Consider the following 23,648-nt stretch of genomic DNA (forward strand, 5'->3'; position numbering starts at 1 on the left):
CACGTCGGGCCCCGGTTCGACGAAGGGCTCTTGGGGATGGCGATGTTGTAAGCCGATTTGGTGCCGGTGACCGGATTCGAACTGGTGACCTTCGCATTACGAATGCGCTGCTCTACCAACTGAGCTACACCGGCAGCAAAGAACGCAATTCTAGCAAGAATCGCAGACTGCAGGTCAAGCGCCGCCGGCTTCCCGATGGTAGGCGGTCACACGCTCGACCTCGTTCTTCGACCCCAGGATCACGCTGACGCGCTCGTGCAGCTTGCTGGGCTGGATGTCCAGGATGCGCTGCTGCCCATTGGTGGCGGCCCCGCCGGCTTGCTCGACGATGAAGCTCATCGGGTTGGCCTCGTACATCAGGCGCAGCTTGCCGGGCTTGTCGGGCTCGCGCTTGTCCCAGGGGTACATGAAAATGCCGCCGCGGGTGAGGATGCGGTGCACGTCGGCCACCATCGAGGCCACCCAGCGCATGTTGAAGTCCTTGCCACGCGGGCCGTCCTTGCCGGCCAGGCATTCGTCGATGTAACGCCTCACCGGTGGGGCCCAGTGGCGCATGTTGCTCATGTTGATCGCGAATTCCTTGGTGTCCTCCGGGATCGTCACCCCGTCCTGGGTGAGCACCCAAGAGCCCTGCTCGCGATCGAGGGTGAACATGGCCACGCCATCGCCCACGGTGAGCACCAGCGTGGTCTGCGGACCGTAGATGCAGTAGCCGGCGGCGGCCTGCTTGGAGCCTGGCTGCAAGAAGTCTTGCTCGCTCACGCCGGCATGGTCATCCGGCTTCTTCAGCACCGAGAAAATGGTGCCGATGCTCACGTTGACGTCGATGTTGGACGATCCATCCAGCGGATCGAACAGCAACAGGTACTCCCCTTGCGGAAATCGATTCGGCACCACGTAAATGCCGTCCATTTCCTCCGAGGCCATGGCCGCCAGGTGACCGCCCCATTCATTGGCTTCGATCAGCACCTCGTTGCAGATCACATCGAGCTTTTTCTGCACTTCGCCCTGCACGTTCTCGGTGCCGGCGCTGCCCAGCACGTCGCCCAGCGCCCCTTTGTTGACGCTGATGGCGATGCGCTTGCAGGCTCGCGCCACGACCTCGATGAGCAGGCGCAGCTGGGCTGGGATGTGGCCATGCATGCGCTGCTGCTCGATCAGGTATTGAGTCAGGCTGATTCTCTTGCCCATGTCGTGTCCTCGAGGTGTCTTGCCATCAATCGGCCAGGGCGCGGGTGACGATTTCGCGCACGTCTTTGCTCAACTCGGCTTTGGCCGCCACGCGGGCGATGGCCTCGCGCGCGGCGCTGCGATAGGGTTCGGCCAACTGCTTCCAACGATCCATGGCCCGGGCCACGCGAGCGGCCAGTTGTGGGTTGATGGGATCGAGCTCCAGCACACGGTCGGCCCAGAACACATAGCCGGCCGCATCGGTGCGATGGAAGGCGGCCGGGTTCATGAAGCACAGCGCAGTGATCAGGCTGCGCGCCCGGTTGGGATTGCGCAGCGAGAAGTCCGGATGCGACAACAAGGCCCGGCAGCGTGCGAAGACGCGGCCGTCCTTCTCGCTGGCCGAGGCTTGCAGTGCGAACCATTTGTCGATCACCAGCGCTTCGTGGCGGAACATCGCGTGGAAGCGTTCCAGCGCCGCCGGGGCCAATTCGGCATGGCTGTTGACCAGGGCATTGAGCGCGCCCAGGCGGTCGGTCATGTTGGTGGCATCCTTGAAGCGCTGATAGGTCCGCCCCGGCCACACCGGATCGCCCGTCTGGGCCGCGGCCAGGCAAAGATGGGCCAGCGCCAGATTGGCCAAGGCGCGACGTCCGGCCGACACCGGATCGGGGCTGTAGCCGCCGCGCACCTGATGGGTCTCGTAAGCCCATTCCCAATCACGCTGCAGCGCCAGAGCCAGTTGCAGCCGGGCCGCTTCGCGCACGGCGTGGATGCGCTGCGGATCGACTTCGTCGAGCTGTTCGGCCAGATAGCCTTCGCTGGGCAGCGTCAGCACCAGTTCCTTGAAGGCGGCATCGAGCCCGGGGTGGCGCAGCACACCACGCATCGCTTCGATGAAGGCCGCATCCAGATGCAGCATCTGACCGCTGCGAATGGCGCCCAACATCCGGTTCATTGCCAGGCGTTGGCCAGCTTCCCAGCGGTTGAAGGCATCCGCATCATGGTTCAGCAGATGCAGCAAATCGGCATCGCTGAGTCCGTCGTCCAACAGCACGGGCGCGGAAAATCCACGCAGCAACGACGGCACCGGTGCGGCGTCCACGCCCACGAACTCGAACAGCTGGCGCGCTTGGTGCAGCACGAGCACACGCTCGGTCCCCACCGGGGCGTCTTCGCCGGCCAGCTGCAGCGGCAAGGGCTCACCGCCAGGGCCGATCAAACCCATGCTCACGGGGATCACCCAGGGTTGCTTGTCCGGCTGCCCAGGTGAGGGCAGACCCTGCTGGGACAGCTCCAGCGTGTAGGTGCGGGCATCGGGGTCGTAACGACCACGTGCGCGCAGGCGGGGCGTGCCAGCCTGGCTGTACCAGCGCTTGAACGCCTCCAGGTGCGTTGCCAGCATGCTGCCGGGGTTGGCATCGGCAATGGCCTGCGCGAAGTCGTCGCAGGTGACGGCCTGGCCGTCATGGCGCTGGACGTACAGCGTCATTCCCCGCGCGAACCCCTCGCGCCCGACCAGGGTTTGCATCATGCGCACCACCTCGGCGCCTTTGTCATAGACCGTGGCGGTGTAGAAGTTATTGATCTCGACATAACTGTCGGGTCGCACCGGGTGGGCCATCGGGCCCGCATCCTCGGGGAACTGGTGTTGGCGCAAGGTGCGCACATCCTCGATGCGCTTGACGGCCCGGGCGCTGGGGCTGTGCGCCACCAAGTCCTGGCTGAACTCTTGGTCGCGAAAGACGGTCAGGCCCTCTTTGAGCGAGAGTTGGAACCAATCCCGGCAGGTGATGCGGTTGCCCGTCCAGTTGTGGAAGTATTCATGTCCCACCACGCTTTCGATGCCGGCGTAATCCGCATCGGTGGCCGTGGCCGGGTTGGCCAGCACGTACTTGGTGTTGAAGATGTTGAGGCCCTTGTTTTCCATGGCCCCCATGTTGAAGTCGCTCACGGCCACGATCATGAAGCGGTCGAGGTCGAGCGACAGGCCAAAGCGGGCTTCATCCCAGGCCACCGCCGCGATGAGCGAGTTCATCGCGTGCTCGGTCTTGTCTAGATCGCCGGCGCGCACATACACCTGCAACAAATGCTCGCGACCCGAGCGGGAACGGATCCGTTGTTCACGGCACACGAGCTTGGCGGCCACCAGCGCAAACAGGTAGCTGGGCTTGGGATGGGGGTCCACCCACTTCGCATAGTGCTTGCCGCCCTCGAGCCGGCCTTGCTCGACGAGGTTGCCGTTGGACAGCAGCACCGGGTACTTCTCGGCATCGGCCTTGATCGTGACGTTGAAGGTGGCCATCACGTCCGGGCGGTCGAGGTAGTAGGTGATGCGGCGGAAGCCCTCGGCCTCGCACTGAGTGAAAAAGCCACCACCCGAGGTGTATAGGCCCGACAGCTGAGTGTTCTTCTCGGGGGCGCAGGTGGTGCGCACCTCCAGCGTGAACGGCTCCTCAGGCAGGTTCTCGATCACCAGTTGCTGCTGCTCGACACGGAAGGACACCGACTCACCATTGACCAACACCCGGGTCAGGTTGAGATCCTCGCCATCCAGCCGCAGCGGCTGGCCTGGGGCGGCCGCGGCATTGCGTTCGATGTGCATCCGGTTGACCACCAGCGTCTTGGCCGGGTCGAGATCGAAGCTGAGGTCGACGTTGCGGATCCAATAAGCCGGCGCGGTGTAATCCTCGCGCCGGATCAGGGGGGAGCTGCCTTCGCGCATGGTCCGGCTCCTTAGATGCCTTGCTTGAGGCTGGCCTCGATGAACGCATCCAGGTCGCCATCGAGCACTTTCTGGGTGTTGGAGATTTCCACGTTGGTGCGCAAATCCTTGATGCGGCTTTGGTCGAGCACGTAGGAGCGGATCTGGTGCCCCCAGCCCACGTCGGTCTTGCTGTCTTCGAGCTTTTGCTGCTCGGCCATGCGCTTGCGCATCTCGTGTTCGTACAAGCGCGCGCGCAGCATGCGCCAGGCCTCTTCGCGGTTGCTGTGTTGGCTGCGACTGGTCTGGCACTGCACCACGATTCCGGTGGGAATGTGTGTCAGGCGCACGGCCGAATCGGTTTTGTTGATGTGCTGCCCCCCGGCGCCGCTGGCTCGGAAGGTGTCGGTGCGCACGTCGGCAGGGTTGATCTCGACCTCGATCGAATCGTCCACCTCGGGGTAGACGAACACGCTGGCAAAGGACGTGTGGCGACCGCCGGATGAATCGAACGGGCTTTTGCGCACCAATCGGTGCACGCCGGTTTCGGTGCGCAGGTAGCCAAAAGCATAGTCCCCCTCCACCTTGATCGTGGCGCTCTTGATGCCCGCCACATCCCCGGGAGACTCCTCCAACACCTCGGCCTTGAAACCCTTGCGCTCACAGTAGCGCAAATACTGGCGCAGCAACATGCTGGCCCAGTCGCAGGCTTCCGTGCCGCCGGCGCCGGCCTGGATGTCGATGAAGCAGTTGTTCGGGTCGGCCGGGTTGCTGAACATGCGCCGGAACTCCAGCTGCTCGACCTCGCGGGCCAGTGCCGCCGCTTCGGCCTCGATGGCCTGCAAGCCATCGAGGTCGTTCTCGGCGCGACTCATTTCGTAGAGCTCGAGGTTGTCGGCCAGCTCGCGCTCCAGCCGGGCGATCGTGTCAACCACGGCTTCCAGCGACTTCTTCTCTCGACCCAATTCCTGAGCCCGCTTGGGATCGTTCCAGACGGCCGGGTCTTCCAGGGCGGCGTTGACCTCGCTCAGGCGGATGGACTTTTGGTCCCAGTCAAAGATACCTCCGTAGCTCGCTGGTGCGCTCGCGCAGGTCTTCCAACGTGGTGCCGATGAGGTTGATGCGTTCTGCTTCCATGATGCTGTCCTTGTTCGTGGGCGGCGGCCAAAATCTCGCCGCGCAGCATGTACTGCGAAAAGAAGCATTTTCGCATGGGCTCAGCGCAGGAAGGCCTCGAGATGGGCCGCCAGCGCCTCGGGTTGGTCGTGATGCAGCATGTGGCCGGCCGGCGAAAGCACGCGGCGCTGCAGCTGCCTGACCACCTGGAGCCGCTCCTCGAACTCGGCGCGCGAATAGCGCTGCCCCCACCAGCGGGCCATGTCGGTGCGGTCGCCTTCCACCCACAACACTGGCGCCGTGATGGCGGTCCAGCAGGCCAGGGCTTCTTCCTTGCGGTAGAGCACCGCATGACGTCGTTTGTGCGCCGGGTCGGCGAGGATCTCCCACCAACCATCGTCGCGCTGGCGCGCCCAGTGCGGGGCCAGCCAGGCGGCCAATTCCGGGCGCAGCAATGGATTGTTGCGACGCAGGCGCTGGGCCACGGCCTCCAGGCTGGGGTAGGGGTGCAAGCTCTGCGGCATCTTCAGCTCATCCAGCCAGGCGGCATAGTGCTTGGGCGCGTGGTCGGGCTGGCTGGCGGGCAGGCCGAAGCCTTCGAGGTTGACGAGCCGGCGGATGCGTTGCGGGCGAATCCCCGCATAGAGCATGGCCACATTGCCCCCCATGCTGTGGCCCAGCAGGTCCACCTGCTGTCCGGGCAACAGCTCGTCGAGCAGGGCGTCCAGATCGCCCAGGTAGTCGGCAAACCAGTAGCTGTCGGACGAAGCGGCCTGACTGAGCCCGAAGCCACGCCAGTCGGGGGCGAGCACGTAGCGCGGCGAGACCATCGCATCGACCACGAACTGGAAGGAGGCTCCCACGTCCATCCAACCATGCAGCATCACCAGCGCCGGGGATTCTGGCCTCACCCACTCGGGCGAGCCCCAGCGGCGCACGTGATAGCGCAGGCCCCGGATGGTGAGGAAGGTCGACTCCGATGGCCGGCGCACGACATAGGGATGGCTGCCATCGGCCGGGACCATGACCCCACTCACTCCAAAGCTTGGGCGCGCACCATGCTGGCGTACAACCCGTTGCGCTGCATCAAGTCATCATGCCGTCCGGATTCGAGCACCCGACCCTCGGCCAACACATAAATGATGTCTGCATTGCGCACCGTGCTGAGCCGGTGGGCGATCAAGATCAAGGTCTTTTCGCCGTGCCACTGTTCGATGGACTGCTGGACGATGCGTTCCGACTCGGTATCCAGCGCCGAAGTGGCTTCGTCGAAGACCCAGATGCGGGCGTTTTTGTACAGCGCTCGGGCAATGGCCAAACGTTGACGCTGTCCGCCGGACAGCTTGCTGCCGTTGGTGCCAATCGTGGCCTGGAGCCCTTCGGGTTGCGCCTGAACGAAGTCCCAGAGATTGGCAGCCCGCAAAGCGGCTTCGATGCGTGCGGGATCCTTCGGCTGGGCGTAGGCCACGTTGTCGGCGATCGGGCCGTCGAAGAGCACGATGTCTTGCGAAACCACGGCAAACTGGCGGCGCAAGGACACTTTGCGGACGTCTTGCACATCGATGCCGTCCAAGGTGATCCGCCCTTCGGCAGGCGCCACGAAGCCCAGCATCGCATTGATCACGGTGGACTTGCCCGATCCGGAAGGGCCCACCAAGGCCACGGTTTTCCCCGGAGGCACCTCCAGGCTCAATCGGTTCAACGCCAACTGCTCGCTGCCTGGGTAGCGCACGCTCACGTCGCGGAATTCGATATGCCCTTTGCAGGTGTTCGTGTCGATCAGTTTCGTCCCCGGATCGGGTTCTGGAGGGGTGTCCATGAGACCGAAACAGGCGCGTGCACCGATCAATCCACCGATGATCGGCTGGGTCACGTCGGTCAGATGACGCATCGGAGAGATGGTCATCAGAAGCGCCGTGATGAAGGCCACGAACTCCCCGACGGACGCCTCACCCCGGTTGGCCTGGATCAGTGCCAGCGTCAAAATCAACGCGACTCCCGTGCTGGCGACCACCTGTGTCAGCGGGGTCATCGACGAGGCCGCTGCGACGTTCTTCAGCACCAACCGGCGCAGGCGGGTGGCTTCCTCGCTGAAGCGGCGGCGTTCGAATTCCTCGGCATCGAAGGTGCGCACCACGCGCCATGCGCGGCTGATGTCGTCCACGATGCCGACCAACTTCAACTGCGTGTCATAGGCGCGGCCTCCAACCTGGAGCACCCTGCGCTGGACCGTTTTGACGACATAGGCCAACACCGGCATCGTCAGCAGCGACACCAGCGTCAATTGCCAATTGAGGTAAAAAAGATAGCCCAGCAAGGCCACCAGCGTCGTGCCGTCACGCAGCAGCGTGGTCAATGCGCCGGCCAGCGATTGGGTGGCGCTTTGGGGGTCATTGATGACCCGGGTGGCCATCACCCCGGGGCTCATCTGGCTGTACAGGCTGGCATCGGCTCGCATCACCGCGGCCAGCAAGTCGGTGCGCAACTTCAGCACCGCTTGTGAGGTGGACCAGTTGAAGAGATAGGTGCCACAAAACGCAAGCCCGCCACGCACGGCGAACAGGCCGATCACCACCAGTGGCACCATCCACAGGGGAAAGCCAATGTCGGCTTTGAATCCGCTGTCGAGCAACACCTTCAGCAATGCCGGCACGAGCGGCTCGATGGCGGCTGACGAGAAGAAGCAGATGATGCCGAGAATGACACCCGCCTTGTGCGGACGAATGTACTCCAGCAAACGTCTGGCGGTGACTTTGAGGCTCATTCCTGATTCCAACGAGCAAGCAGATCCTCGGCGGCCTTCAGAGCAGCGGCCACCACCTGATCCATGTTGTAGTAGCGGTACTGAGCCAGACGGCCGATGAACGTCACGGTTTCTTCTTTGTCGGCCAACTCGGCGTATTTTTTATACAAAGCTTCGTTCTCCGGGCGCGGGATCGGATAGTAAGGATCCCCTTCGGCCTGAGGATACTCCCGCACGATCGATGTGCCGGTGTGCGTTTGTCCGGTCAGGTGTTTGAACTCGGTGATGCGAGTGTAGGCATGGTCGTTGGGGTAATTGACAGTGCCCACGGCTTGAAACTGCGGCACGTCGGGCAAATGCTCATGCTCGAAGCGCAGGCTGCGGTAAGGCAGCTTGCCATAGCAATGGTTGAAATAGGCGTCGATGGGGCCGGTGTAGACCACGTGGGCGCCTGAGAAACGATCCCGCACCTGGGCGAAGTCCGTCTCCAGTTCGATCGAGATCAACGGATGATCCAACATGCGTCGGAACATCTGGCCATACCCCTGGGCGGGCATGAATTGATAGGTGTCGGTGAAGTAGCGGTCGTCGTCATTCGTGCGGGTGGGGATCCGAGCCGCCACGCCCGCAGACAGTTCGGACAAGTCCAGTCCCCACTGTTTACGGGTGTAGCCCCGGAAAAACTTCTCGCACAGGTCTTTGCCCACGCTGTTGAGCACCACGTCCTCACTGGTGCGAATGGTGTCGCGAGGTTCACGCACCTTTTCCAAATACTCTTTGGCCTGCTCTTCGGTCAGGTTCAGGCCATACAGCTGGTTGAGCGTCGTCCGATTGATCGGAATCGGATACAGCTTTCCGTTCACTTGGGCCAACACTCGGTGTTCATAAAAACGCCAATCGGTGAAGCGTGAGAGAAACTCGAACACACGCTTGCTGTTGGTGTGAAAGATGTGCGGGCCATAGGGATGGATCAGGACGCCGGCCCCGTCCACGTGGTCATAGGCATTGCCACCGATGTGAGAACGCTTGTCGATGATATGGCAGCGATGGCCTGCTTCGGCCAGCACGCGGGCGACACTGGCGCCGGCGAATCCGGCGCCAACGATGAGAACATGGTGTTTCAAGCTCCGGGACTCCTGGGGGTGGGGAATCAAGACCGTCTGATCTGACTAAGCGCATCGACCGTGACACTTGGTGGATGGCGTCGCGCTCATTTTTTCGTTTGGCGATGCAGGCGCCGCTTCGCATTCAGCCGTCGGAGCTGCAACCAAAAGCGCTGATGCCACGGCAGACGGACCTTGGCGATCGCGCCTGCGGCGAAGGCATATTTGCTAAAGTACCGATGTTCGGTGAGCTGATATTTTTCGAGGATTCGGCGCTCGTCTGCACGCGGGTCCAAGTCTGGGTTGTTTTTATAGAGGTTGCCGCCCAGTGGCCGCGTGTGCCGCACCGGCGTGGCATCGATCACCGCGATGCTGTCGGGGCGTCCCTTGCCACAAAGCTCAGGCCATACCCAGTCCAGCCCCCAACCCGAGCGGCTTTCGGAAAAGGTGTGCATGCAAGCCTTCAGCGCGGCCCGATCGAAGATCGGGACCATCACTTCCACAAACCGACAGAAGCGCAACAGGTAGTCGGGTTGTTGCAGCAAGGTGTCCCACGTGTAGTAGGAGTCGCGCGTCAAAGCGGGTTGAGCCAAGGACAGCCCGAATCCATGAAAAAGCGCGAACATCCGGTTGAGAGTGTCCGTCGTCGCAGCGATGTCGTCGTCTGGAAACCAAAACGCGTCATAGCGATTCACGAGGTCGGGGTTTTGTTCCAACAGTTCACCGATACAGGGCCACTTGGGTCCGCGGCGGGTTTCATAGTAGTCCGCACTGGCCTGGTGCCGGCCCGGGGTCGTGCCGTAATAGCTGATGAAGAGGTCGAAATCTCGCTCGGGCTGTGCGATCCAACCATCATGGAGTGAATCGTCCCCAGCACGCAAAATGACGAGATTTTTTCGGCGGTAGGTCAGATTGGGGGTCATATCGGCTCCATGTCGTTTCGTGTGGAAAGCAACACTGTCACTGGGGCATCGCCGGCGCGAATGGGCTGGCCGGCAGGGGCTCTTCGTCATATCGAGTCGATAAGCAACGAGAACCGACATGCCGCGCAGGCTGCATTGGGCTTTGCTGCGGGTCCGCGCAGACGCAGCGCGGCATCGTCTCAACGGGGCAGACTCGCGCAAATCGGGCTGGGCCATGGCGTGGCTGGGCATGCGCGACGACGAAATCGACGATGAGCGCTCAGGTCAAGGTCCACATGAGGGTTTGCTCGGATGGTGAATTCTCGCATGAATGCCTAGCGCGCCCAGCTCGTGTGCTTGTCCGGTTGTTACACGGTCGTCTGTGTCGTCCCGTCACCGATTCACCGAGCGGGGCGGCCGCCGTGGCGCGAGGCCTGCGGCCAAAGGGGGAGGCATTCCTCATTGCATCACGCTGGACTCTGCCCACAGAATCGGTCACCCGAGTTTCAATTCGGGAGGAGGTGGAGCAGGGGATGGCTTGGGATGCTCACGCGGCGTTGCATGCTGCGTTTGGCTGGCGGGTGCCGGAGTTCTTCAACATCGCTGAGGTTTGTTGCCATCGCTGGGCACAGGCGGCAGGGCAGCGCACCGCGATCGTCTACGAGCATGAAGCCGGCCGGCGCAGGACGCTGAATTTTGCCGAGCTCCATGCGCAAGCCAACCGGCTGTCGCATGCGTTGGAGAGGTTGGGCGTGCAGCCGGGCGACCGTGTGGCGCTGGTCATGCCGCAACGGCTGGAGACCGCGATCGCGCACATGGCGGTGTACCAGATGGGGGCGGTGGCCATGCCGCTGTCCATGCTCTTTGGGCCGGAAGCCTTGGCCTATCGACTCGCGCACAGCGAGGCGGTGGTGGCCATAGCCGATGAGACCTCGATCGCCAATTTGCGCCAAGCGCGCGCCCAGTGCCCAGCGCTGCGACACGTGGTTGCCGTGGGGGAGGCCAGTGGCCTGGGCGACCTCGACTGGGAAGCCGCCTTGGCGCGCGAGTCTGCGCTTTACGTGGCGCGGGCCACGCGAGCGGACGACCCGGCCGTGCTGATCTACACCAGCGGCACCACGGGCCCGCCCAAGGGCGCGCTGATCCCGCACCGGGCGCTGATTGGCAACCTGCCGGGTTTCGTGGCGAGCCAGAATTGGTTTCCCCGCAAGGGCGACGTGTTCTGGTCGCCGGCGGACTGGGCCTGGACCGGCGGCTTGATGGATGCGCTGCTGCCCACGCTGTACTTCGGCCGGCCCATCGTGGCCTATCAGGGCCGCTTCAGTCCCGAGAAGGCCTTCGAGTTGATGGAACGTCACGGCGTGACCAACACGTTTCTGTTTCCCACGGCCTTGAAGGCGATGATGAAGGCCGTGCCGCAGCCGCGGAAGTGCTACCGGCTGAAGCTGCGCGCCATCATGAGTGCGGGGGAGGCGGTGGGGGATGCGGTGTTTGCCTATGGACGAGAGCAGTTGGGCGTGACGATCAACGAGATGTTCGGTCAGACCGAAATCAACTACGTGGTCGGCAACTGCGGGGAGTTCCTGGACACGGCGGGGCGGGTTCATCCGGGGTGGCCTGCCAAGCCGGGCAGCATGGGGCGGCCGTATCCGGGCCATCGGGTGGCGGTGATCGATGACGAAGGCCGTGAGTGTCCGCCGGGCGTGCCGGGTGAGGTGGCCGTGCACCGTCGGGATGTCCACGGGCAGCTCGATCCCATCTTCTTCCTTGGTTACTGGAAGAACGAGGAGGCCACGCGCGCCAAGTTCACCGGCGATCCGAACGACTCCTGGTGCCGCACGGGCGACACCGCGGTGATGGATGAGGACGGCTACCTCTGGTATCAGGGGCGCAGCGACGATGTCTTCAAGGCCGCGGGCTATCGCATCGGGCCCAGTGAAATCGAGAATTGCCTGGTCAAGCACCCGGCGGTGGCCAATGCCGCAGTGGTGCCCAAGCCCGATCCCGAACGCGGTGCGGTGGTCAAGGCTTATGTGGTGCTGGCGCCGGGGCATGTGGGGGATGCGGCGCTGGTCGAGTCGCTCCAGCAGCACGTGCGCGCCCGGCTGGCTCCTTATGAATATCCCAAGGAGATCGAGTTCATCGATGCGCTGCCGATGACCACCACCGGCAAGGTGCAGCGGCGGGTGCTGCGGCTGCGCGAGGAGGAGCGCGCGCGTGCCGCGCCTGCCTCATGAGGCGCGGATGCCCAGTGGCGTCAGTGCGACATCCGCTGGCTGCCGTGATCGGCCGTGCCAGACGGTAGGGCCTTGCGCACGTCGCTCACCTGCGGCCGGCGCAAGGCGCGCAGCGGATCGGCTCATCCAAACACCGCCACCACCTGATAGCCCAGCGCGGCCAGCCGTCCATCGGGGGACCACAAGCGGGTGCTTTCGCTGACGTAGCCCTCAGCGCCTGCGTGTGTGTCCTTGTCCACGCGCCACCAGCCACTTGCCGCCGAGGTGGCATCGGGCAGGGCATGGGGTTGCAGTTCCAGTGACCACGACACCGAACTGGCCGCAACGGGCGCGTTGAAGCGGCTGATCGCTGGCGTGGGCGGGGCATCGGCCAGCAGGACCGACAGCAGTTCGGCGTCGACGTCCCGGGCCTCGTGCAACCGCAGGTGGATACGCGACGACCATGTGTCGGTTCCCGACATCGGCCAGCCGCCTTCGGCCCATCGGAAGTCCAGGTGTTGGGTGAATGCGGGAGCCAGGCCCGGCACATAGGGCCGCGCCGGCAGCTCGTCGGGCTGCCGCGCCACGTCGGGGCGGCGCGGGTCCAAGGCTGGCAGCTGTGTCGGCCGTCCGGCGCCAAACACCCCCAGCAGCACGGCAGCGACCTGTTCACCCTGCCATACCCGCGCTTGCACCTGCCGGACATGCCGCCCCGTGCGCAGCAGCTCCACGGTGACTCGGACCTCGCCGGCATTCACCGGCGCGACGAAATTGGTCTGCAAGGCGCGCAGCGGCCACGCGCTGGGGGCGATGTCTCGCATGGCGACCACGCCATAGACGGCGATGAGGCCGCCAAAGGCCGTGCGGCCTTGCAGCCAGTCCGGCAGCACCGGCAAGACGACGGCATCGCCGTCACGTCGGCGCTGCGCCAACACTCGGGACAAGGGGGTCGGGGCGTCCATGGGCACCTGTGCGTCGTGAAGAAATGAGCATTATCGAACGATCGTTCGATTTTGTCAGAACGGGGCACTCCTCGTCTGCGGACGATCGATCAGGGGGCAAAAACGTCTGGACATGGATGCATTCGTTCCCAATCGTTACCGTTGTCGGTGCGGGCCGACAGCGTCGTTCGGGCGTGCGCCGACAGTGGCGCTGCCGCGGTCTGCCTAGAGTTCGTCTCAACCGCATCGATTCGATCGGTTCGAGCGCCGGGTCTGGATGATCTGGCGGCATCCGCCGCCTCGTGCGGCACAGAGGACTCGAAAGGACAAGTGCCATGAACAAAACCACCGTGTGGGTCGCACCCGTCATTGCGGTGCTGACGTTGGCCGGCTGCGGCCAGGAGCAGCAGGAACAGGCCCAGCGATCGCAGGCCGATGCGGCCATCGCCCAGGCCGAGTCCTCGGTGCGTGAACTGGGCGAGCAAGCCCGTCAGGGCTTGGAGCGCGCCGGCCAGGCCGTGGGTGATCGGGTCGAGCGCGCGGCCGAAGCCTTCGACGATGCGGCCCTCTCGGCCCAGGTCAGCGCGGCGCTGGCCCGAGATCCGCAGCTCAGTGCCTTGACCATCGATGTGGACACGAAGGCCGGGCGCGTGAGGCTGAGCGGCACCGCACCCAGCCCCGAGGCGCGCGATCGCGCCACCCAGTTGGCTGCTGCGGTGCCGGGCGTGCGCAGCGTGGACAACTTGCTGACCGTCTCACCGAAGCCCTGAGCTGGGGCGCCCATGCTGACCGACGGTGTGGGCTGCCCTCAGGCCGTATCGTCGGCCACCTGCAAGACGAGCTTGCCGAAATTCTCGCCGTTGAACAGCTTGAGCAGCGCGCGCGGAAAGTGCTCCAGTCCGCGGACCACGTCTTCTCGGGAATGCATGCGCCCTTCACGCAGATAGCCGGCCAGCTCGGCGATGGCCTGGGGATAGCGGTCGGCATAGTCGAACACGACCATGCCTTCCATGCGGGCTCGGTTGACCAACAACGACAGATAGTTCTTCGGGCCGGCCACCGGCGTGGTGTTGTTGTACTGGCTGATGGCCCCGCAGATGACGATGCGAGCTTTGCGGTTGATGCGGGTGAGCACGGTATCGAGGATGTCCCCGCCCACGTTGTCGAAATAGATGTCCACTCCCTGGGGACAATGTTCTTTCAGCCCGGCGCGCACATCACTGTTCTTGTAGTCGATGCAGGCGTCGAAACCCAGTTCGCGCACCACCCATTCGCACTTGGCCGGCCCGCCGGCGATGCCCACCACCCGGCAGCCCTTGATCTTGGCGAGTTGCCCCACGGTCTGGCCGACGGCACCGGCCGCGCCGGAGACGACCAGGGTGTCGCCCGGCTTGGGCTGGCCAATGTCCATGAGCCCAAAGTAGCCCGTCATGCCTGGCATGCCCAGGACGTTGAGCCATTGGGTCCAGCTGCCGAGGCGCAAGTCGATGCGGCTCAGGCCACTGCGGCGGATCTCCGACTCCGGGATCAGGCAATACTCCTGCACGCCCAGGCTGCCACTGACGGCATCCCCCACCGCAAACGCAGGGTTGTTCGACGCGATCACCCGGCCCACGCCACCGGCGCGCATCACCTCCCCAAGGCCCACCGGCGGGATGTAGGACTTGCCCTCGTTCATCCAGCCGCGCATGGCCGGGTCCAGCGAGAGATAGAGCGTCTTGATGAGCACGCCGCCGGGACCTGGCTGGGCGACGGGTTCTTCGGTGAACTGCCAGTTGGCATCCGTGGGCAGCCCCACGGGGCGTGAGGCCAGGCGAATCTGGTGGTTGAGGGTCGCAGTCATGGTCGTTCCTTTTTGAGCATGTCGCAGCCGGTGTTGGCCGGCCCACTCAGCAATGACACCACGGCCCGCGGTCGCGCGCCGTCACTTAGGCGACGCAGACGACTGGGCCGTCGTGGCAGCCTGCCGATCGGCGCGTAGCCGCAGTGGGGCGCGCGGCGGTCGGCGGTCGGGGCAGGCCGGATCGTCGAGTTTGCGCATGGCGGTCTCGGCAGCCGCTTGCAAGAAGTCGAGCATGATCGGGGCGCTGTCGATCAGATTGTTGCGGCCATGATGGAACTCAGGGTGCCACTGCAGGCCGCGCGCGTAGCCGTCGCCGGTCCAGCGGATGGCCTCGACCACGCCATCCAGTGAGGACACGGCTTCCACCACCACTTGCTTGCCCAGTTGCGCCACGGCCTGGTGGTGGATGCTGGTGACGCGCAGTTGGGTGGCGTTTGGGTAGAGCTGGGCGAGCTGCGAGCCTTGCAAGAAGGTGATGTCGTGCTCGAACTGGTCATACAACTCGGCATCGACATGACGGTGGGTATTGGGGCATTGCGTCTGCAGGTCCTGGTACAGGGTGCCGCCGAAAGCCACATTGAGCAGTTGGCAGCCGCGGCACACGCCGATGACGGGTTTGCCTTGGTCGAGAAAGGAGCGCAGCAGCGCGAGTTCATACCGGTCTCGCACCGGATCGCCGCTCCAGCGCGGGTCGATCGGCTCTTGACCGTAGGTTTGGGGGGCGACATCGGCGCCGCCTTGCAGCACCAGGCCGTCGAGCTCGGCCACGTATTCATCGACCGACAAGTGACGGGCGGCTCGGCGGCTGTCTTCGGCCACTGCCGGCACCATGAAGGCCATGGCACCATGCTCCATGATCCAGTGGGCCAGCGATTGCTCCAGATACTGCAAGGTCTTGTTGCGAAAGCCCAACTCCGGCGGCACCTGGTAGAGCAGGCGCGCCGAGATACCGATACGCAAGGGCCGCGTCGGAAGCTGTGTGTAGCGGGTCATGCGCGATTGTGAGACCAGCCCTGCCACTGCGGTCAAGCAGGGCCTTGCAAGGGGGCCGATGCGGGCGGAACAGACGAAAAAAAACCGCAGCGGCTGCTGCGGTTTTCTCGTCCGGGGCAAAGCCCGAGGGGCGTTACAGCGGGCGGATATTGGCGGCCTGCAGGCCTTTTTGACCTTGTTTGACCTCGAATTCGACGCGCTGGTTTTCCTGCAGGGTCTTGAAGCCCGTGCCTTGGATGTCACGGAAATGGGCGAACAGATCGGCGCCGCCGTTGTCCTGGGCGATGAAGCCGTAGCCCTTGCTTTCGTTGAACCATTTGACGGTGCCGGTTTGGGTGCTCATGGAGCGTTCCTTTGAAAATGACATGAAAAAAAGCAGGCATGCACAGCGTGCACGAAGCACCTGCAGGAAACACTCTAGAGACGGAACCCGGGGATTCGAACGAGACTTGCGCAGGTGAGCCCTGGCAAGACGGGGAAGACCTCAAAGACCGACGGTCTGGCGTGTACCTGCTGCGCACTATACACCACTTGCGCCGATCGTGCGCGTTTGCTGCATCATTGACTGCATGAAGCTTTCACGGTGGTTCCAGCCCAGGCATCCGATGTTTTGGCTGATGCTGATCTTCGGGGTGTTGTCCTCGCTATGTGTGTGGGCGCTACAGGCCCTGCCGCTGACATCGCTGGGGCGGGGGCTCGTCGGGGCTTTGGGTTTGGTCAATGCGGGCCTGAGCACGTTTCTGACATGGCGGTTGATGCGCGACTGAACCCGACCCCGTGCTTGGAGCGGCGCCGCTGGCTGAGATGGGCGGGCCTGCTCGGCGCTGCGATTGGGCCGTGGCCGGTGCTGGGTCGGCCTCGGGACGAGCGCTCGGAGGAGGGGCCGTCCGTGTCGCAGGCTCGGCCGCTGGTGATCGCCCATCGTGGGGCCAGCGGTCAGCGGCCTGAGCACACGCTGGCAGCTTATGCGCTGGCCATCGAGCAGGGGGCCGATCACATCGAAGTCGACCTGGTGAGCACCCGAGATGGCGTGTTGGTGGCACGTCACGAGAATGCGCTGGCCCTCCTCGATGCCGATGGCAAGGTGCGCGAGGCCACCACCGACGTGGCCGAGCGGGCGCGGTTCGCCGATCGCTGCAAGACCAAGACCATCGATGGCCGGCGCCAGACCGGATGGTTCACCGAAGACTTCACACTGGCCGAACTCAAGACCTTGCGGGCCCGCGAGCGCATGCCCCAGTTGCGTGCGGCCAACACACGTTGGGACGACCAGTTCGAGGTTCCCACCTTCGAGGAGGTGCTGCATCTGATCGACCAGGTCAATGCGCGGCGACGATCGCAGGCGCGTGATGAGGCCCGCGCATCGAACCGGCCTGCAATCGACCGGCCTGCGATCGCCCGGCCCGTGGGGGTCTATCCCGAAACCAAGCACCCGAGCTACTTTCGCCACATCGGCCTGCCGCTGGAGGAGCCTTTGGTCGCGTTGTTGGACCGATACGGCTATGGTGCCGAGGATGCGCCGGTGTTCATCCAGTCCTTCGAGGTGGAGTCCCTGCGACGGTTGCGCCGAATGACGGGCGCGCCGCTGGTGCAGCTGCTGGCAGCGCGTGGGCGACCCTACGACTTCAGCCTCAGCGGCGATGCCCGCGGCTATCGTGAACTCGCTCAGCCGGCTGGGCTGACCGACGTGGCCACCTATGCCCAGGGCATCGGGGTGCAGACCTCGTTGATTTTTCCGCAGCTTGCGGGTCGCTTGGGCGAGCCGACCCCGCTCGTACGCAATGCCCATGCGGCGGGGTTGCGGGTGCATGCCTGGACCGTGCGCGCCGAGAATGCGTTCCTGCCCGATGACTTCGATGTCGGAGGCGATCCGCACGCCCCGGGAGACATGGCCGGATGGGTTCACGCCTTGCTGGCGCAAGGGGTCGATGGATTTTTCACCGACCACCCTGAGCAGGGCCGGCGGGCGCGTGACGCCTTCGTCGCCGTTCGCTGAGACGCGTCAGCGTCTGCAGGATGGCGGTGGCGGCGCTACAGTCTGGAGCCTGTCCGACTGTTGCCCGATCGTATGTTGTTGCCTCCTCCTGTGACCCCACCCACCTTGGTGGATGATGCCCTGCGGGATCGGGGGTTCGCCGTCCTCGATGCCCCCGGCCTGGCCGCTTTTTGCGGTGTGGGCCAGGGCGGATTCGCAGAGCTGTCGCCCTTGTGGGGCGACCTGCCGCTGGATGCCTACTTGCGCGACGGGGGCCGCTATCGCCGCCGCCGACATACCAGCCTGGTGCTCGAGGAGGGGCAGCTCCGCATGGTGCCCCATCGTGCGCACTGGCAGCCCGTGGAATACAACGCTTTGCATGGAGGCATGGAGCGTTGGTTCGAGCCGGTGTCGGATCGCTTGCTGCAGGCGCCGGCGTTCGTCCAACTGATGCATGCCTTGGGGCGCTGCGCCAGTGGCCTCAAAGGCGAGCAGCCGTGGTACGTGGAGGTGCATCAATTCCGCATCGACACGACCGATGGCATCGGCCGCCCCACCCCCGAAGGTGCGCACCGCGACGGTGTCGATCTCGTCGCGGTGGTGTTGGTGGCCCGTTCAGGGATCAAGGGGGGCGAAACCCGCGTATTCGAGGCGCACGGCAGCCATGGCATCCGCTTCACCCTCACCGAGCCGTGGTCGGCGCTGCTGCTGGACGACGAGCGCGTGATCCATGAGAGCACCCCCATCCAGCCGCTGGACGGGCCGGGTTACCGCGATACGCTGGTCGTGACTCTGCGCGCTGGTGGCTTCCAGGGGCCTTGAGGGCTCATGGCCGCAGCTGCTGGTGCGTCTGGGCTCGGACCCACGCCTCGAAGGTGGCCGCCGGCTGCGGCAGGGTGATGACTTCCCCTTGAAAGACCTCGCAGCCCCGGGCCAGGAGGAAGTTGCGCTGCTCCAGGGTTTCCACGCCTTCGGCGACGATGCCATGGCCGAAATGGCGAGCCATTTGGATGATGGCGCAGGCGATGGCCGCCGAGTCGGCCGCATGCGGCAAGTCGCGCACGAAGGACCGGTCGATCTTGATCTTGTCCACGGGCAGCTCGCGCAAGAGGCGCATGGAAAAATGGCCGGTGCCGAAGTCGTCGACCACGATGTGTGCTCCCAGGGCTTTCAGGCGCGACAAGCGTTGCTTGACCTGCGGCACATCGTTCATCAGCAGCCGCTCGTTCAGCTCGAATTCCAGCCACTGCCCGTCAGCGCCTTCCTCGGCGAGTATCCGTTCGATCTCGTCCACGAAGCCGGGCGCCTGGAATTGGGTGGCCGACACGTTGAGGGCCATGCGTGCATCCGTGAGGCCCCGTTCGCGCCAGCGCCGTGTGGTGAGCAAGGCCTGACGCATCACCCAGTGGCCGATGGGCAGCATCAGCCGCTGCTGCTCGGCCACGGCGAGGAAGTCGCCCGGCACGAGCAGGCGGTCGTCGGGATGTTGCCAGCGCAACAGGGCTTCCACGCACACGATGGCGCGGTCGGCGGCCCGCACCTGGGGCTGGAACTGCAGTCGGAACTGGTCTTCGTCCAGGGCACGGGACAATTGACTTTCCAGTTCGAGGGCATCCAGGGCGGCGCTGGCCAGCGCGGGGTCGAAGAATCGGAACGTGGCCCGTCCATGCGCTTTGGCTTGGTACATGGCACGGTCGGCATGCTTGATCAGTTCGCCGGGCGATTGGGCATGCGCGGGAAAGAGCGCGATGCCTATCGATGGGGTGACGCTGAGCCGCAGCGCATCGACCTCGATGGGTTGCTCGATGGCTTCGAGCAGCTTGCGTGCCACGTCCTCCACGTCGGCGCGATCGCGCACTGCGCCCAGCAACACCATGAACTCGTCGCCGCCGAAGCGGGCCACACGGTCGCTGTGGCGCAGGCTCGCGGTGATGCGCTGCGCGACCGTCTGTAGCAGCCTGTCGCCCACGAGATGGCCCAGCGAGTCGTTCACACGCTTGAAATCGTCCAAATCGACGAACAGCAAAGCCAGTGCGTCTTCGGTGCGGCGCGCCTGGTCCATGCGTTGGTCCAGGTGTTCCATGAAGGACATGCGGTTGGGCAGACCGGTGAGAGCATCATGGTGGGCCAAGTGGCGGATGCGGGCCTGCGCCAGGTGCCGATCGCGGATGTCTCGCACGATGGACATGCGCAGCCGCTGGCCGTCGCGCATCATCGTGCGGCCGATGAACTCCACGGCAATGCGATGGCCGTCTCGATGGATGATCTCTCTTTCGTAGGTTGCGTCTTGTGCGGCGGCCAGAACCGCCAGGACTTTGGGATGGTGCTCTGGCGGCACGAAGTCCAGCGCGTTGCGGCCGATCAATGCCTCGCGGCTGTAGCCGGTGAGGTCGCACACCGGCTGGTTCACATCCTCGATGATGCCGTTGCTGTGGAAGACCACGCCTTCGGCGCTGGCGTGCATGAAGCGGGCCATGCGTTCTTCGGATTCGCGCAAGGCCTGCTCGGCTTGGCGCTGTTGCGTCACGTCGGTGATGAGCACCAGCGCGGCCTGTGGTGCCCCCGAGGCGTCCAGATGCGGCATCAAGTTCACCTTGATCCATTGCGTCGATCCATCCGGACGCACGGCTTGGCGTTCATAACTGATCGAGCGCCGCTGGGTCAGCAGGGCTTGCACGTAAGGCCCGATCTCGCGGGCGGCCTGCTCGCCGATCACCTCCGCAAAGGTGTGTCCGACGATGGAATGCTCATCCCAACCAAATGCCTCGGCGTAGGTGCGGTTGGCAAAGATGCAGCGGAAGTCATGAGCATCGTAGTACGCCAAGGCCGAGGGCACATTGTCCGCCAGCAGCCGCAGCTGTTCGGCCTGCGTGCGCGCCGAGCGCATCAGGGTCGTCACGTCGTGCAGCAGGCAAAGATAATGGCCGCCTTCAGGCTGCCAGTGGGCCGTCCATTCGATCCAGTGGTCGCTGCCATCGACGAAGCGCAGCACCACTTGCGCGACGAAGTGGCTGCGCGAAGGCAACCGTTCCCACAGGGTCGAGCGGGAGGCCGGCTCCAACGCGGCGTCCCAGCCGCTGCCTTGGTCGAGATCGAGCGCGGTGCCGGTCGAGGCGGCGTAGTCTGCACTGATGAACAGGCCCCGCCCTTGTGGCGTGAGCACCACCACCAAGCCAGGGATGCGTTGCCACAGCGCCATGGGATCGACCATCGCGGAGACGAGGGAGCGGGGTGGAGGTTGCATCGCAGACCGGCGAGTCCATCGAGTCGATGATAGGCCGACGATGCCAGTGATCCCAGCACCAACGCGTCCCCCTGGAGTGGGAGATGCGCACCCCCAGTAGGGGGATCAGGCCTCGCGCACGTCGGCCACGGGGTGCTGACCGAAGTCTGGCCGCTCCAGGTACTCGAGCAGCCGGCGTGCAGCGTCTTCGGGGGTGCTGAGCAGCCCCTGGGCCTGCAATTGCACGAAGCGCTCATGGTCGGGGAAACCGGCAGGGTCGCTGTGTCGCAGCTGCTCCTGCATGTCCGTGTCGATGACCCCGGGGGCCAGCGACACGATGCGCGCCCCGTGGGGAAGCCGGGCTTGTTCAAGTGCGACACAGCGGCTGAAGTGGTCCATTCCGGCTTTGGCCGCGCAGTAGGCGGCACTCCCGGCCATCGCCCGTCGCCCCAGGCCCGAGGAGACGTTGAGCACTTTGCGCGGAACGCTCCAGTGCTGCGTGGCTCGCAAGAAGGCGCTGGTCAGTAGCAGTGGCGCTTCCAGCCCCACGCGCAAGGCGTGGGCCAGGTCGGTCGCCTCGCTGTCCTCCAACGGGCCCACGCGTGAGATCACGCCGGCATTGTTGATCAGTGTCGCACTGGCCACGGCCTTGGGGTCGTGGCCCTTCAACCAGGCACTCAGGCGTTGGGCCGCGGTCCGGGCATCGGCCAGATCCTGGCTCCATTGCTCGCAAGAGGCGCCTGCGGCCCGGGCTTCATCGGCCAGCGCTTCGTTGGTGCGGCGCGACAAGCACAGCAAGCGATGGGCCGGCCCAAGCAGTTGGCGCGCCAAGGCCAGGCCCAACCCGCGCGAAGCGCCGGTGATGATGTAAAGATGGTGCATGCTCTACCGTGGGCAAGAAAATTCAAAACCAGTGGACCAGTCCGGATTGCTGGGCGTTTTGCGGGTTCGAGCCCGCAGCAATCACCTGCTGCAAGGCCGTGGTCGTCGGCCACCCCAGCTGTTTGAGCACACAGGCCGCCATCGTGCCTGTGCGTCCGATGCCTGCGGCGCAATGGATCAGCACCGATTCACCCTGGGCCACGGCGCTGGCCACCCGTTGCACCGCGGTGCGGAACTCGGCTTCGTCCAGCGGCAGACCGAAGTTGCGCATCACCAACTGCTCCCAGCGACATGGCAGGCTGCCTTGCCCGATGGCTTGGGCATAGGCCGGGGACAGCGCTCTGACCTCGTCCAGGCTGGTCAGGCACAGGATGCGGTCGAGGCGTCGGCGCTGGGCTTCGGCCAGAAACTCGCCCCAGGGTTCGAAGCGACCGGGCATGCTATGCAGCCAGAGCGAGCCGGTCGTGCCTGAGGGCAGGGCCAAGGAACGGAACATGATGCTGCGTGCAGACCTGGAAGGAGCAGACGGTGCCCTGGGACACATCATTGTGCCTTGGCCACGGGGGCGGTGCGACGCACACGGCGGGACACACACACAACAAACAACAAACAAGGCGGCCCCCATGGGGGCCGCCTGGGGCGGTTCGGCGCCGGGTCAGTGCAGGGCCGGCGGCGTGGTGTTCTGGGTGATCCCGGCGATGGCCCACTCCCGATGACCATCCAGCGGCTTGACGAAATGCCACAGCTCGTCGAAAGGCTCGGCCGCGGCATCGGCTGCTTCTCGGATCAGGCCGTGGAAGCGCACACTGACCACTTGCTGCCCCTCTTCTTGCGCGACGTCCACCACCTGCGCATCGAGCTGCAGCACATCGGTGCGCTGAGGGGCGCCACGGCGCTCGTGCAGGTCCAGTTGCACGGCGGCGAACAGCTCGGGGGTGGTGAACTTGCGCAAATCCTCGACTTCGCCGGCGTCATGCGCGGCCTGCATGCGGATGAAGAGCATCTTGGCAATGCGTTCGAAACCGGCCCGATCGAAATCGGCGGGCCACGGGGAGGCCCCGGTCACGGCAGGCGCGGCCGCCGGGGCGGCCGACGAGCCGACACCCGCTGTGGCGCCCTGTGCGCCGGCCCAAGACGGCGTGGCGCTGCCTGCGGCCGTGGCACCGGCATACTGCAGCCCGCCTTGGGTGGGTTGGGGCATGGAGCGGCGCAGCAGCCAGCGGACCAGCACGAACGCCAGCAAGGCGATCAGGACCAAGGTCATGGCATGCGCCAAGGTCTCACCGAAGCCGAGGTGGCTGGCCAATGCGGCCAAACCCAGACCGGCGGCCAGGCCAGCGATTGGCCCCATCCATGAACGCTGACCGGCCGCAGCGGCCCCCCCACTGGACGGGGCAGGATTGCTGGCGGTCGAGCCGTTGTGCTGCGCTGGAGGTGCCGGTGCGGCTTCGGCCGGGCGGGGCGGCGGAGCCTGTCGTTGCATTCCCACCGATCCGCCACCGCCGAAGCGGCGCGCATCTGCATCCAAGGGGGCCAAGCCCAGGCTCAGGCCGGCCAGGGCCATCGAGAGGGTCAACAGGAATGTTTTCAATCCGAGCTCCTTGCAGGTCGTCGGGGGATGAGGGACGGGAGTGTAGAGACGATAAAGACGGGTGTGTGTGCCCTTGCAGAGTCACTCCAAAGAATTCGATCAAAAACCGCGCGGAAGGTTCGCCAAGCCCCCAAGAGACCTCGGGTTAATGCGCCGTGGCTTGACAGCATGGGGTTGCGCCGGAGGATGGGTGTGGCGCGACGGCCGCGCGTGTGGCGATGGGCTCGTGCCCTCACCCGCGTCTGG

Annotated in this window: 20 protein-coding genes and 1 tRNA gene; 5 read left to right on the top strand and 16 right to left on the bottom strand. The window is 64.8% G+C overall.

The annotated features are described in order from the left end of the window. Nucleotides 1-58: 58 nt before the first annotated feature. From F615_RS0100340 to F615_RS0100380, 8 genes are all read right to left on the bottom strand, one after another. Nucleotides 59-134 (bottom strand) — tRNA-Thr (locus F615_RS0100340). Between the two features lie 40 nt (nucleotides 135-174). After that, the gene (locus tag F615_RS0100345) at nucleotides 175-1,191 is read right to left on the bottom strand and encodes a class 1 fructose-bisphosphatase (protein WP_019559181.1); all 1,017 of its coding nucleotides are present in this window, start codon (nucleotides 1,189-1,191) and stop codon (nucleotides 175-177) included. Between the two features lie 25 nt (nucleotides 1,192-1,216). Next, complete coding sequence (gene pepN, locus F615_RS0100350; protein WP_019559182.1) at nucleotides 1,217-3,895, bottom strand: aminopeptidase N; 2,679 nt, start codon at nucleotides 3,893-3,895, stop codon at nucleotides 1,217-1,219. Between the two features lie 11 nt (nucleotides 3,896-3,906). Then, nucleotides 3,907-5,011, bottom strand: a protein-coding gene (gene prfB / locus F615_RS0100355; RefSeq protein ID WP_156824485.1) for a peptide chain release factor 2 whose coding sequence is annotated in 2 segments (ribosomal slippage) — nucleotides 3,907-4,929 and nucleotides 4,931-5,011 — 1,104 coding nt in all. Because the reading frame shifts where the segments join, the coding sequence is not laid out codon by codon here. Between the two features lie 80 nt (nucleotides 5,012-5,091). Then, a complete protein-coding gene (locus F615_RS0100365; protein WP_019559184.1) occupies nucleotides 5,092-6,015 on the bottom strand; it encodes an alpha/beta fold hydrolase in 924 nt (307 codons plus the stop codon). Between the two features lie 8 nt (nucleotides 6,016-6,023). After that, complete coding sequence (msbA, locus tag F615_RS0100370) at nucleotides 6,024-7,754, bottom strand: lipid A export permease/ATP-binding protein MsbA (RefSeq protein WP_019559185.1); 1,731 nt, start codon at nucleotides 7,752-7,754, stop codon at nucleotides 6,024-6,026. After that, nucleotides 7,751-8,857 carry a UDP-galactopyranose mutase gene (glf, locus tag F615_RS0100375; protein WP_019559186.1) on the bottom strand — a complete coding sequence of 369 codons (1,107 nt, stop codon included), beginning with the start codon at nucleotides 8,855-8,857 and terminating at the stop codon, nucleotides 7,751-7,753. Before glf ends, msbA begins: the two co-directional genes overlap by 4 nt. A gap of 86 nt (nucleotides 8,858-8,943) precedes the next feature. Continuing rightward, complete coding sequence (locus F615_RS0100380; protein WP_019559187.1) at nucleotides 8,944-9,759, bottom strand: DUF707 domain-containing protein; 816 nt, start codon at nucleotides 9,757-9,759, stop codon at nucleotides 8,944-8,946. 512 nt (nucleotides 9,760-10,271) lie between these two features. Here F615_RS0100380 and F615_RS0100390 point away from each other — a divergent pair. Beyond that, a complete protein-coding gene (locus F615_RS0100390; RefSeq protein WP_019559189.1) occupies nucleotides 10,272-11,975 on the top strand; it encodes an acetate--CoA ligase in 1,704 nt (567 codons plus the stop codon). Between the two features lie 122 nt (nucleotides 11,976-12,097). Here the strand turns inward: F615_RS0100390 and F615_RS0100395 are convergent, their stop codons facing one another. Further along, nucleotides 12,098-12,916, bottom strand: a complete 819-nt coding sequence (locus tag F615_RS0100395) for an acyl-CoA thioesterase (RefSeq protein WP_019559190.1) — start codon at nucleotides 12,914-12,916, stop codon at nucleotides 12,098-12,100. Nucleotides 12,917-13,230: 314 nt separating this feature from the next. Between F615_RS0100395 and F615_RS0100400 the strand changes: the two genes are divergently transcribed. Next, nucleotides 13,231-13,665 (top strand): BON domain-containing protein, encoded by a 435-nt coding sequence (locus F615_RS0100400; RefSeq protein ID WP_019559191.1) that lies wholly within the window; start codon nucleotides 13,231-13,233, stop codon nucleotides 13,663-13,665. Nucleotides 13,666-13,703: 38 nt separating this feature from the next. On the opposite strand, the gene F615_RS0100405 is transcribed toward F615_RS0100400, so the two are convergent. From F615_RS0100405 to cspE, 3 genes are all read right to left on the bottom strand, one after another. Next, complete coding sequence (locus tag F615_RS0100405; protein WP_019559192.1) at nucleotides 13,704-14,738, bottom strand: NADP-dependent oxidoreductase; 1,035 nt, start codon at nucleotides 14,736-14,738, stop codon at nucleotides 13,704-13,706. An 81-nt stretch (nucleotides 14,739-14,819) separates the two neighbouring features. Beyond that, the gene (locus F615_RS0100410; RefSeq protein ID WP_019559193.1) at nucleotides 14,820-15,731 is read right to left on the bottom strand and encodes a gamma-glutamyl-gamma-aminobutyrate hydrolase family protein; all 912 of its coding nucleotides are present in this window, start codon (nucleotides 15,729-15,731) and stop codon (nucleotides 14,820-14,822) included. 133 nt (nucleotides 15,732-15,864) lie between these two features. After that, complete coding sequence (cspE, locus tag F615_RS0100415) at nucleotides 15,865-16,074, bottom strand: transcription antiterminator/RNA stability regulator CspE (RefSeq protein ID WP_019559194.1); 210 nt, start codon at nucleotides 16,072-16,074, stop codon at nucleotides 15,865-15,867. A 226-nt stretch (nucleotides 16,075-16,300) separates the two neighbouring features. On the opposite strand from cspE, the gene F615_RS19565 reads away from it, so the two are divergent. The 3 genes from F615_RS19565 (at nucleotide 16,301) to F615_RS0100430 (ending at nucleotide 18,528) form a co-directional block, all read left to right on the top strand. Further along, nucleotides 16,301-16,498, top strand: a complete 198-nt coding sequence (locus tag F615_RS19565; protein WP_083932354.1) for a hypothetical protein — start codon at nucleotides 16,301-16,303, stop codon at nucleotides 16,496-16,498. Nucleotides 16,499-16,620: 122 nt separating this feature from the next. Next, on the top strand, nucleotides 16,621-17,727 hold the full coding sequence (locus tag F615_RS0100425) for a glycerophosphodiester phosphodiesterase (protein WP_019559196.1): 1,107 nt from the start codon (nucleotides 16,621-16,623) through the stop codon (nucleotides 17,725-17,727). A 72-nt stretch (nucleotides 17,728-17,799) separates the two neighbouring features. Then, on the top strand, nucleotides 17,800-18,528 hold the full coding sequence (locus F615_RS0100430) for a 2OG-Fe dioxygenase family protein (RefSeq protein ID WP_019559197.1): 729 nt from the start codon (nucleotides 17,800-17,802) through the stop codon (nucleotides 18,526-18,528). A gap of 4 nt (nucleotides 18,529-18,532) precedes the next feature. On the opposite strand, the gene F615_RS0100435 is transcribed toward F615_RS0100430, so the two are convergent. The 4 genes from F615_RS0100435 to F615_RS0100450 all read right to left on the bottom strand — a co-directional run bounded on the left by F615_RS0100435 (nucleotide 18,533) and on the right by F615_RS0100450 (nucleotide 23,402). After that, entirely contained in the window at nucleotides 18,533-20,950 is a 2,418-nt protein-coding gene (locus F615_RS0100435) for a putative bifunctional diguanylate cyclase/phosphodiesterase (protein ID WP_156824487.1), read from the bottom strand. 105 nt (nucleotides 20,951-21,055) lie between these two features. Continuing rightward, nucleotides 21,056-21,811 (bottom strand): SDR family NAD(P)-dependent oxidoreductase, encoded by a 756-nt coding sequence (locus F615_RS0100440; RefSeq protein WP_019559199.1) that lies wholly within the window; start codon nucleotides 21,809-21,811, stop codon nucleotides 21,056-21,058. A 22-nt stretch (nucleotides 21,812-21,833) separates the two neighbouring features. Then, nucleotides 21,834-22,307 (bottom strand): protein-tyrosine phosphatase family protein, encoded by a 474-nt coding sequence (locus F615_RS0100445; RefSeq protein WP_019559200.1) that lies wholly within the window; start codon nucleotides 22,305-22,307, stop codon nucleotides 21,834-21,836. Between the two features lie 159 nt (nucleotides 22,308-22,466). Beyond that, nucleotides 22,467-23,402 carry a Tim44 domain-containing protein gene (locus tag F615_RS0100450; protein ID WP_026329884.1) on the bottom strand — a complete coding sequence of 312 codons (936 nt, stop codon included), beginning with the start codon at nucleotides 23,400-23,402 and terminating at the stop codon, nucleotides 22,467-22,469. Nucleotides 23,403-23,648: the final 246 nt, after the last annotated feature.

It is taken from the genome of Caldimonas manganoxidans ATCC BAA-369, assembly GCF_000381125.1.
GTDB classification, from domain to species: Bacteria; Pseudomonadota; Gammaproteobacteria; order Burkholderiales; family Burkholderiaceae_C; genus Caldimonas; species Caldimonas manganoxidans.

Bases quoted from the DNA above. Each gene is read 5' to 3' on its own strand.
- F615_RS0100405 (WP_019559192.1), bottom strand. From the start codon at position 14,738: ATGACTGCGACCCTCAACCACCAGATTCGCCTGGCCTCACGCCCCGTG.
- F615_RS0100395 (WP_019559190.1), bottom strand. From the start codon at position 12,916: ATGGACGCCCCGACCCCCTTGTCCCGAGTGTTGGCGCAGCGCCGACGT.
- msbA (WP_019559185.1), bottom strand. From the start codon at position 7,754: ATGAGCCTCAAAGTCACCGCCAGACGTTTGCTGGAGTACATTCGTCCG.
- F615_RS0100365 (WP_019559184.1), bottom strand. From the start codon at position 6,015: ATGGTCCCGGCCGATGGCAGCCATCCCTATGTCGTGCGCCGGCCATCG.
- F615_RS19565 (WP_083932354.1), top strand. From the start codon at position 16,301: ATGAAGCTTTCACGGTGGTTCCAGCCCAGGCATCCGATGTTTTGGCTG.
- F615_RS0100410 (WP_019559193.1), bottom strand. From the start codon at position 15,731: ATGACCCGCTACACACAGCTTCCGACGCGGCCCTTGCGTATCGGTATC.
- cspE (WP_019559194.1), bottom strand. From the start codon at position 16,074: ATGAGCACCCAAACCGGCACCGTCAAATGGTTCAACGAAAGCAAGGGC.
- F615_RS0100390 (WP_019559189.1), top strand. From the start codon at position 10,272: ATGGCTTGGGATGCTCACGCGGCGTTGCATGCTGCGTTTGGCTGGCGG.
- F615_RS0100430 (WP_019559197.1), top strand. From the start codon at position 17,800: ATGTTGTTGCCTCCTCCTGTGACCCCACCCACCTTGGTGGATGATGCC.
- F615_RS0100435 (WP_156824487.1), bottom strand. From the start codon at position 20,950: ATGCAACCTCCACCCCGCTCCCTCGTCTCCGCGATGGTCGATCCCATG.
- F615_RS0100400 (WP_019559191.1), top strand. From the start codon at position 13,231: ATGAACAAAACCACCGTGTGGGTCGCACCCGTCATTGCGGTGCTGACG.
- F615_RS0100345 (WP_019559181.1), bottom strand. From the start codon at position 1,191: ATGGGCAAGAGAATCAGCCTGACTCAATACCTGATCGAGCAGCAGCGC.
- F615_RS0100445 (WP_019559200.1), bottom strand. From the start codon at position 22,307: ATGTTCCGTTCCTTGGCCCTGCCCTCAGGCACGACCGGCTCGCTCTGG.
- F615_RS0100380 (WP_019559187.1), bottom strand. From the start codon at position 9,759: ATGACCCCCAATCTGACCTACCGCCGAAAAAATCTCGTCATTTTGCGT.
- pepN (WP_019559182.1), bottom strand. From the start codon at position 3,895: ATGCGCGAAGGCAGCTCCCCCCTGATCCGGCGCGAGGATTACACCGCG.
- F615_RS0100440 (WP_019559199.1), bottom strand. From the start codon at position 21,811: ATGCACCATCTTTACATCATCACCGGCGCTTCGCGCGGGTTGGGCCTG.